8 protein-coding genes are annotated in these 8,914 nt (G+C 69.7%); 4 read left to right on the top strand and 4 right to left on the bottom strand.

Annotated elements, in window-relative coordinates:
* The coding region (locus ACTOWL_RS32765; protein ID WP_441325493.1) for an ADP-dependent glucokinase/phosphofructokinase at positions 1-902 on the top strand (902 nt) is incomplete at its 5' end.
* A gap of 3 nt (positions 903-905) precedes the next feature.
* Complete coding sequence (locus tag ACTOWL_RS32760; protein ID WP_441325492.1) at positions 906-1,907, top strand: tagatose 1,6-diphosphate aldolase; 1,002 nt, start codon at positions 906-908, stop codon at positions 1,905-1,907.
* 150 nt (positions 1,908-2,057) lie between these two features.
* Here the strand turns inward: ACTOWL_RS32760 and ACTOWL_RS32755 are convergent, their stop codons facing one another.
* Positions 2,058-2,915 (bottom strand): SDR family NAD(P)-dependent oxidoreductase, encoded by an 858-nt coding sequence (locus ACTOWL_RS32755; RefSeq protein ID WP_441325491.1) that lies wholly within the window; start codon positions 2,913-2,915, stop codon positions 2,058-2,060.
* Positions 2,916-3,019: 104 nt separating this feature from the next.
* Between ACTOWL_RS32755 and ACTOWL_RS32750 the strand changes: the two genes are divergently transcribed.
* Positions 3,020-3,931 carry a LysR family transcriptional regulator gene (locus ACTOWL_RS32750; RefSeq protein WP_441325490.1) on the top strand — a complete coding sequence of 304 codons (912 nt, stop codon included), beginning with the start codon at positions 3,020-3,022 and terminating at the stop codon, positions 3,929-3,931.
* Positions 3,932-4,065: 134 nt separating this feature from the next.
* Here ACTOWL_RS32750 and ACTOWL_RS32745 read toward each other — a convergent pair whose 3' ends face one another.
* The 3 genes from ACTOWL_RS32745 to ACTOWL_RS32735 all read right to left on the bottom strand — a co-directional run bounded on the left by ACTOWL_RS32745 (position 4,066) and on the right by ACTOWL_RS32735 (position 7,839).
* On the bottom strand, positions 4,066-4,959 hold the full coding sequence (locus ACTOWL_RS32745) for a carbohydrate ABC transporter permease (protein ID WP_441325489.1): 894 nt from the start codon (positions 4,957-4,959) through the stop codon (positions 4,066-4,068).
* Entirely contained in the window at positions 4,956-6,080 is a 1,125-nt protein-coding gene (locus ACTOWL_RS32740; protein WP_441325488.1) for a carbohydrate ABC transporter permease, read from the bottom strand. The genes ACTOWL_RS32745 and ACTOWL_RS32740 overlap by 4 nt, the downstream gene beginning before the upstream one ends.
* Before the next feature lie 97 nt (positions 6,081-6,177).
* Positions 6,178-7,839: a hypothetical protein gene (locus tag ACTOWL_RS32735; RefSeq protein WP_441325487.1), complete on the bottom strand. Its 1,662-nt coding sequence runs from the start codon at positions 7,837-7,839 to the stop codon at positions 6,178-6,180.
* A 256-nt stretch (positions 7,840-8,095) separates the two neighbouring features.
* On the opposite strand from ACTOWL_RS32735, the gene ACTOWL_RS32730 reads away from it, so the two are divergent.
* Entirely contained in the window at positions 8,096-8,914 is an 819-nt protein-coding gene (locus tag ACTOWL_RS32730; RefSeq protein ID WP_441325486.1) for a BtpA/SgcQ family protein, read from the top strand.

Raw genomic sequence — 8,914 nt, 5'->3', positions numbered from 1 at the left:
TCTGGCGGGTGCGGCTGCCGCTGCTGATGCCGACGCTGCTGATCGCGGCGATGTTCCGGGCGCTCGACGCCTTCCGCATCTTCGACCTGGTCTATGTGCTGACCGGCGGCGGCAAGCCGGCGCATTTCATCTTCGAGTTCACCGCGGGCACCCCGGTCGGGCCGGCGATGCCGCGACGGTCGTCCCGCACCATCGTGCGCTTCGCCGACGAGGCGCTGGACCATGACCCGGACTTTTGGCGCGCCAGCATCGGCTTGGCGCCCACGGCCGGGGCGGGAATCCTGTCCGGCTTCAACGGCCTGCCGCCGGACGCGGTCGACGCCGCCATCCGCTCCGCCGCCGAGCTTGCCGATGCCTGGCGGGCGGCCGGGCTCGGGCTGATCCATCACGAGCTCGGCGACTATCCGCATGCGGTGCTGCGCGACCGCGTGGTCGCGGGGCTGACGCCGCACGCCACCTCCTTCGGCCTCAGCCTGTCGGAGCTGGAGGTACTGTCGCCCGGCCCCGGCGATCCCGGCGCCAAGGCCCGCGCCCTCGGCGACCGCTTCGGCCTGCGCCGGGTTTGCGTCCATGCCGATGGCTGGGCCCTGGCGGCGACCCGCGGCGATCCGGCGGTGGAGCTGGAGGCGCTGATGGCCGGTTGCCTGCTGGCTGCCACCCGCGCCGCCTGCGGCGCCCCGGCCAACCCGGATGGCATCCCGCCCGGCGCGGCGTTTCCCCCATTGCCCTTCCCGGTGTGGGACCACCGCGACGGCTGGGCCATGGTCGCCTGCGCCGCCCCCCATCTCGACCGTCCCGCGGCCACGATCGGCCTCGGCGACACCTTCCTGGCCGGCTGCCTGCTCGTGCTCGGCCAGCCGCCCGGGATCCTGCCCACCCTGATCTCCATAGAAGAGGACTGAACGATGGTTTCCCTTTCCGCCGCCCGCGACCCCGGCAAGATCCGCAGCCTGCAGCGGGTCACCTCGGCCGACGGCTTCTTCGTGATCTGCGCGCTCGACCACCTGTCGGACTTCCAGGAGCTGCTGGCGCCGGACCCCGACACGGTCGACTACGCCATGACCATCGCGGCGAAGATCGAGCTGGTGCGGGTGCTGTCGCCCGAGGTCAGCGCCTTCCTGCTCGACCCGCGCTACGGCCTGGCCCCGGCGCTGGCGTCGCGCGCCCTGCCCGGGTCGGTCGGGCTGATGGCCAGCATCGAGGACGAAGGCTACAACGGCGCCGCCGCGGCGCGCGAGACCCGGTTCCGCGCCGGCTGGGGCACCCGCAAGATGAAGGCGATGGGCGTCGACACCTGCAAGCTGCTGTGGTTCTACCGGCCGGAGAGCGCGGTGGCCGAGCATCAACGCCAGGTGGTGCGGAACCTGGTCGCCGAATGCGCCAGCCTGTCGCTGCCGCTGGTGGTGGAGCCGATCTGGTACCCGCTGCCGGGCGAGGACCCGTCGAGCGCCGCCTGGAAGGCGAAGCGGATCGAGGGCATCGTCGCCTCGGCGCATGAGGCGAACGGCTACGGCGTCGACATGCTGAAGGTCGAGTTCCCCGGCGACGTCAGCACGGAGGAGGGCAGGGCCGCCGCACTCGATGCCTGCCGGCGGCTCGATGGCGGCATCTCGGTGCCCTGGGTGATCCTCTCGGCCGGCGTCGGCTATGCCGATTTCCGCACCCAGGTCCAGATCGCCTGCAAGGCCGGCGCCTCGGGCTTCCTCGCCGGCCGGTCGATCTGGCGCGACGCCGCCTCGACCCACGACCCGGCGAAGAAGGCGGCGGCGCAGAGGGACGCGGCCGGTCGCCTGGCCGAGCTCGCCGCCATCACCCGCAAGCACGGCCGGCCCTACGTCCCGGCGCTGGAGCCCGCCGCCGTGGCCCAGGCCTATCCGGAGTTTTGGTACGCCGCCTGGCAGAATTGAGAGCCCATTTGATAATGCTACTGGCGCGGCCGTCTGGAGGCGGTTTCTCCGCTTCCGGTGCTCACGGACCAATGTCCGCTGCGCTCCGGTTCTCGAAACCACCACCAGCCGACTCGCGCCAGCGCATTCTCAAACGGGCTCTGACGCGGGTTAAGCCAGGTCGCCGCCGTCGATGCCGATGACGTGGCCGCTGACATAGGAGGCGGCGTCGCTGGCCAGGAACACCACCACCGCCGCGACCTCCTCGGCCGTGCCGGCCCGGCGCATCGGATAGGGTGCGACCAGCTGCTCGGTCGTCACCTTCCAGTCGCGCCGCACCCGCTCCAGCATCGGCGTCTCGATCGGCCCCGGGGCGATGGCGCTGATGCGCACGTCGCGGCCGTATTCCTGGGCGGCGGCGCGGGTCATGTGGATCACCGCGGCCTTGGTGGCGCCATAGGCGACGATGTTCGGGAAGGCGTGGCGGCCGCCGATCGACGCCGTGTTGATCATGGCGCCCTTCGCCCGCACCAGATGGGGCAGCTCGTATTTCATCGCCACGAAGACGCCGCGCAGATTGGTCGCGATTTGGTCGTCGAAGCCGGCGATGTCGGTGTCGGCGATCGGCGCCGGCGGCAGGTCGATGCCGGCATTGTTGAAGGCGATGTCCAGCCGGCCCCAGCGCGCCACCGTCTCGGCGACGAAGCGCTCCATCTGGGCGGCGTCGCGGACATCGGCCCGGGTATAGGCGACGTCGCCGCCCTCCCAGCGGATCCGCGCCTCGACCTCGAGGCCCAGCACCTCGCGCCGGCCGTTGAATGCCACCTTGGCGCGGGCCCGCGCCAGCGCGGCGACGGTCGCGGCGCCGATCCCCGAGGTGCCGCCGGTGACGATCGCCACCTTGCCGGCCAGCACGCCGGGCGTCTCGGCCGCCGATGCCTTGCCCGGAAGCGCTGCTCCGGCGGCCGCGATCGCGCCCGCCAGGACGGTGCGGCGCGGCAATGCCGTCGAATCGAAGGGGTCTTCCATGGTCGCCTCCCTGCTGGTTGCGCGAGAGAGCCTACCGGCTGTGATTGCCGCGAAAAATCGGTGCTGCCTTTGTGAGCTTTTAAGATCTGATTTATAATCGGCGCATGTCTCCGCCCGATCCCTTCACCGGCCTGTCCGCTTTCCTCGCCGTGGCCGAGGCCGGCGGCTTCACCGGGGCGGCGGCGCGGCTGGGCGTGTCGCCGGCGGCGGTCAGCCAGGCGGTGAAGGCGCTGGAGGCCCGGCTGGGCACGCTGCTCTTCGTCCGGACCACGCGGCGGGTCGGGCTGACCGAGGCCGGCGCCGCCCTGCTGGCACGGGTCGGGCCGGCGACGGCGGAGATCGCCTCGGCGATCGAGGCGGCCGGCGCCATGGGATCGGTGCCGACCGGGTTGCTGCGCCTGACCGTGCCGCGCATGGCCGTGCCGCTGGTGGTCGAGCCGGTGGTGGCGGCGCTGCGGCGCAGCCATCCGCGGATCGCGGTCGAGATCGCGGTCGACGACGCCACGGTCGACGTCACCGCCCGCGGCTACGATGCCGGCATCCGCATCGGCGAATATGTCGAGCGCGACATGGTGGCGGTGCGGCTGACCCGAGACATCGCCTGGTCCGTGGTCGGCAGCCCGGCCTATCTCGACGCCCGCGGCCGGCCCGAGCGGCCGGAGGACCTGACCCGGCACGAGGCGATCCGCTACCGCTTCCCGGCCTCCGGCGCGATCTACCGCTGGGAGTTCGAGCGCGACGGCCGCGCCCTGACGGTCGACCCGCCGGGCAGCCTGATCGTCAATGACGGCGATCTGCTGTTCTCCTTCGCCCGCGCCGGGCTCGGGCTGTCCTATGTCGCCGACATCGCCGTCGCGGCGGAGCTCGCCTCCGGGGAATTGGAACAGGTGCTGCAGCCGTTCCTGCCGCGGACGCCGGGCCTGTTCCTGTACTTCCCGCGGCGGGCCCAGGACCAGCCGAAGCTGCGCGCCTTCATCGACGTGGCGCGGGCGGTGCTGAGAAAGCGATCTCCGTGAAGTCCGGCCCGGTCACGACATGATCAGGCCGCCATCGACATTGATGGTCTGGCCGGTGATGTAGGCGGCGTCGTCGCTGATTGTCGACGGCGGCTTCGTCTGCTGGTGAGGGGAGGGAGAGCGGTCCGCTCCCCCTATTTCACCGCGCCCGCGGTCAGGCCGCGGATGATGTAGCGCTCGAGGAAGATGCCGATGACGGCGAGCGGCGCGATCGCCGCGGTCGACAGCGCCGCCATCGACCACCAGTTGATGCCCTGCGACCCGGTCTGGCTGGCCACCATCACCGGCAGGGTCTTGGCATCGGAACTGGTCAGCAGCGCGGCGAAGAAATACTCGTTCCAGCACAGCACGATCGACAGGATGAAGGCCGCCACCATGCCCGGCAGGGCCAGCGGCAGCACGATGCGCAGGAAGGTCTGCCACACCGTGGCGCCGTCGACCCGCGCCGCCTCCTCCAACTCGATCGGGATGGTGGAGAACTGGTCGCGCATGATCCAGATCACGATCGGCAGCACCATCAGCGCATAGACCAGGATCAGCCCGATCCGGGTGTCGAGCAGCGCCAGCTCCTTGTAGAGCACCAGGAACGGCATCGCCAAGACCACCGGCGGCAGGATCAGCTGCGACAGGAACCAGAACGAGATGTCCTTGTTCCGCCACGGCCCGAACCTGTAGCGGAAGCGGCTGAGGCCGTAGGCGGCGAGCGAGCCGATGGCGACCGCCAGCAGCGAGGCGCCGACCGAGGCGACGACGCTGTTCTCGAAGCGCAGCAGGAACTCCTCCCGCACCGTCGAGGTGGCGCCGATCGTGTCCGGCGACAGGCCGAGCGAGCGCCAGCCGCGCCAGTCCGGCTGGTAGTCGATGAAGGGGATCAGGTGCCCCTGGGTGACGTCGACCGCAGTCTTGAACGAGGTCGTCACCGTCCAGTAGATCGGGAACAGCGAGATGAAGGCCCACAGCAGCGCCGCGCCATAGAGCAGCGTGCGGCCGGAGATGCGCTTCACCCGCCAGGTCGCCACGCCGCTCATGTCAGCCGCCGCATCCAGCGGCTGACCAGGCTCAACAGGCCGGTCACGAAGACGATGATCATGATGAAATAGACCTGCGCCAGCATGGTGCCGTAGCCGACATTGGATCGGTCGCGGTACTCGCGGTAGATGAAGCTCGACACCGTGTCGGTGGCGCCGCCGGGCCCGCCGGACGTCACGTTGATGACGATGTCGGCCAGCTTCAGCTCGAAGATGATCCGCAGGATCACGGCGGTGACGCTGACCGGCAGCATCAGCGGGAAGGTGATCTTCCAGAACGACCGCCAGGCCTTGGCGCCGTCGATCCGCGCCGCCTCCAGGATGTCGTTCGGTATGGCCTGCAGCCCGGCCAGCAGCAGGATCATGATGAAGGGGATCGAGACCCAGCCATCCATCGCCATGATGCTGATCCGCGCCATCCAGGGCGAGGCGAAGAAGGCCGGGTTCTCCCAGCCCAGGAACCGGGCCAGCGACGCCGCCGGGCCGAAGCGGTACTCCATGATCGACTTGCCGATCATCCAGCTGACCGCGACCGGGCTCAGCATGAACGGCATCAGGAAGGCGACGCGGAAGAATTTTCGCGCGCGGATCTCGGCGTTCAGCAGCAGGGCCAGGCCGAAGGCGATGGCGTATTGCACCAGCACCGCCAGCACGTACCAGACCATGTTGCCGAGCGCGTTCCAGTAGTAGGGGTCGGCCCACAGGCTGCGCAGGTTGTCGAGGCCGTTGAGCTGCCGGCCGGCGAAGGAGCTGAGGTTCCAGTCGGTGAAGGCGATGTAGAGGCCGAAGACGGTCGGGAAGATCACCATCGACACGGTGAACAGCACCGCCGGCAGCAGGAACAAAGCCCGGTGCCCGGCCTCGCCCCGGATCATCACCTGCCCGGCGCCGAGCGCCACCGCCCAGACCAGATAGGTGTAGAGCAGGGGCCGCCAGCTCTCGAAGCCGATGGCGACGGTGCCGGCCGAATCCAGCGCCTGCAGCAGCGCCATCGCCGCGAGTGCGAGGCTGGCGAGCCCGATCAGCCAGCGCCCCGCGGCCCTGCGGCCGGCCGGGATGCGCGCCGAGACGGGCTTGATGCTGTGGTCGCCGGGGAGGCCCCCGATCTCCGCTTCGCTCATGCTGGTCCGGGCTCGCAGGGGGCCACGCCCCCCTCCCGCAAGGGGAGGGGGGACAAGGAAAACGGCCGATCGGACATCGTACCGACGATTCCAGCCCTCACAACCCGAGCGACGCCTTGTACAGGGCGATCTGCTTGTCCCGGCCGATCTGGTCGGTGATCTTCTCCCAGGCCGCGGCGATGGCGTCGGCGCCGGACTGGGCGGTGCCCTGGCCGGCGAAGACCTTGGCCAGCTCGTCCTCGGCCACGCTGTAATACTGGAAGATGCCGGGGATGCGCGGCTCGATCGCCGCGTTCGGGTGGTTGTAGGAGTCCGCGTTGGCCTTCAGGTAGGAGGTGATGAAGGCCTCGTCATAGCCGGCGGCGACCCATTCCGGGATCTGGAAATGGCTGTTCCGGTACGGCTGGAAGCCGGACGGGTAGGCCGAGGTCCACAGCGACAGGTCCTTGCCGCCGAGATGGGCCGCGGCGCTCCAGGCCGCCTTGTGCTTGGTGGCATCGGCGTCGACCCGGGCCATGACATAGACGCCCCAGCCCAGATAGGCCATGTTCGGCGCGGTGTTCGGGCCGGCCGGCAGCGTCTCCCAGGCGCCGGTCTTGGCGTTGTAGACGTCGTCCGAGCCCGGCAGGATGCTGAAGCCGCAGGTGTCGCCGATCACCGAGGAATCGCTGGTCTTGGCGTTCGACCCGACATCGCCCCACCACGACACCATCGACCCGGTGCCGGCCAGGAACTGCTGGAAGGCGGTGGTGTTGGGGTCGGCGTTCAGCTGGTCCGCCGGCTCAGACGGCAGGGCATCGATCACGTCCTGGATGGCGCGCACCCAGGCCGGGTTGTTGATCCGCGGCTTCATGGTGTCGACGTCGAACAGCCAGGCCTTGTCGTTCGGATGCTTGGCATAGGCCGTGGCCCGGCTGCCCAGGAAGTAGAAGCCGAAGCCGCCCCAGGCCTTGGGCGCGTCGAGATAGCCATAGGCGTCCTGGCCGGCGATCTTCTTGCCCTTCAGGAACTTGGTCGCCGCCTGGACCTGCTGCCAGGTCTTCGGCAAGCCCCAGTCGCCCTGGCCGCCGCCATCCTTCCAGGCCTTGGCCAGGTCGGCGTCGGAGAACACGTCGGTGCGGTAGTTGAAGGTATGGCAGTCGCCGTCGATCGAGATCCGGTAGGTCTTGCCCTCCCAGGTGCCGACCGGGGCCTTCAGGTAGCCGACATAGTCGTCCATCTCGATCTGGGACTTGACCCAGTCCGGCATCTCCGACGCCAGGCCCTTGCCGCAGACATCGCCCTCGAACGGGGCGCCCATCTCGACAATGTCGAAATCGACCGTGCCGGTGGCGATCGCCTGCTGCAGCCGCGGGTTGTAGTCGGCCTGGGCCAGGTCGATCCAGGTGATCTCGGCGCCGGTATAGGCCTCCCACGGCTTCAGGAAGCCGCGGAACAGCAGGTTGTGCAGGTTCTGGTTGTTCAGCCCCATGAAGCTGAGCTTGACGCCCTTGAACTCGCCCTCCTTGACGGCGGCCTTGGTCGGGCCGAGGCACAGCTCGCCCACCTTCTGCCAGTCGGCGTCGGTCGGCGATCCCTTGCCCACGCCCGGGATCTGCAGGATCTGGCTGCGCAGGTCGCCCTGCGCCAGCGCGGTCGAGGAGAGGGGGCCGAACAGGCCGGTGGTGCCCAAAGCGGCGCCGAGCCCGGCCGCGCCCTTCAGGACCGTGCGCCGGCTGGCCTGCGCCCCGACGAGGCGGTCGTAATCCTGTCGCTTCACCGTGAGTCTCCCTGTGGTCTTTTCGTTGTTGCCGCCTTCGACTGGTCCGGAACCGCCATGACCACACCGCCCGATCGTTTCCGGCCTCAGGGTCGTGAAACGTTTCATGGTAGCGTTGCCAACCAAAGCGATTTCGGCGGGTGCCGAAGGCGATCCTGAGTATGATGCGGCGACGAAAGGGGTGCAAGGGAGCGGCCGGAAGCCGCACCGGCCCCGAAGCAGGGCCAAAGCAGGGCCAAAGCAGGGAAGGACGCGGATGGTGGGCGTGGGCAATTTCCAGCGGGTGTTCGGCGACGCCAAGCCGGTGATCGCGATGGTGCATTTCGGGGCCCTGCCGGGTGCGCCGCTGTACGACTCGGCGGCGGGGCTCGACGGGCTGCTCGACGGTGCGCGGCGGGACCTGCAGGCGCTGCAGGCGGCCGGCTTCGACGCCGTGATGTTCGGCAACGAGAACGACCGGCCCTACGAGTTCAAGGTCGACACCGCCTCGACCTCGACCATGGCCTATCTGATCGGCCGGCTGCGGCCGGAGATCACGGTGCCGTTCGGGGTCAACGTGCTGTGGGACCCGGCCAGCTCGGTCGCGCTGGCCGCCGCCACCGGCGCCGCCTTCATCCGCGAGATCATGACCGGCACCTACGCCTCGGATATGGGGCCGTGGAATCCCGATGCGGGAGAGGCGATGCGCTATCGCAACCGGCTCGGCCGCGGCGACCTGGCGATGCTGTACAACATCTCCGCCGAATTCGCCTGGTCGCTGGACCGGCGCGACCTGGCCGACCGGGCGCGCAGCGCCGTGTTCTCCAGCATCCCGGACGCGATCCTCGTCTCCGGCACGATCACCGGCGAGGCGGCGGCGATGTCGGACCTAGAAGCGGTGAAGCAGGTGCTGCCGCACACGCCGGTTCTGGCCAACACCGGGGTCAAGCACGACACCGTCGGCGACGTGCTGCGGGTGGCCGATGGCTGCATCGTCGGCTCGTCGCTGAAGGTCGACGGCCACACCTGGAACGCGGTCGACCCCGACCGGGCGGCGGAGTTCATGCGCCTGGCGCGGGCGGCGCGGAAAGGCTGA

It is taken from the genome of Inquilinus sp. CA228 (genome assembly GCF_052078665.1).
In the GTDB taxonomy this organism is placed as follows: Bacteria; Pseudomonadota; Alphaproteobacteria; order DSM-16000; family Inquilinaceae; genus Inquilinus.
The sequence above is the reverse complement of the archived record's forward strand: the minus strand, read 5'-3'. Positions and strand labels throughout refer to the sequence as shown.

Coding starts and splice junctions, on each gene's coding strand:
- ACTOWL_RS32740 (WP_441325488.1), bottom strand. CDS start 6,080: ATGAGCGAAGCGGAGATCGGGGGCCTCCCCGGCGACCACAGCATCAAG.
- ACTOWL_RS32745 (WP_441325489.1), bottom strand. CDS start 4,959: ATGAGCGGCGTGGCGACCTGGCGGGTGAAGCGCATCTCCGGCCGCACG.
- ACTOWL_RS32750 (WP_441325490.1), top strand. CDS start 3,020: ATGTCTCCGCCCGATCCCTTCACCGGCCTGTCCGCTTTCCTCGCCGTG.
- ACTOWL_RS32730 (WP_441325486.1), top strand. CDS start 8,096: ATGGTGGGCGTGGGCAATTTCCAGCGGGTGTTCGGCGACGCCAAGCCG.
- ACTOWL_RS32760 (WP_441325492.1), top strand. CDS start 906: ATGGTTTCCCTTTCCGCCGCCCGCGACCCCGGCAAGATCCGCAGCCTG.
- ACTOWL_RS32755 (WP_441325491.1), bottom strand. CDS start 2,915: ATGGAAGACCCCTTCGATTCGACGGCATTGCCGCGCCGCACCGTCCTG.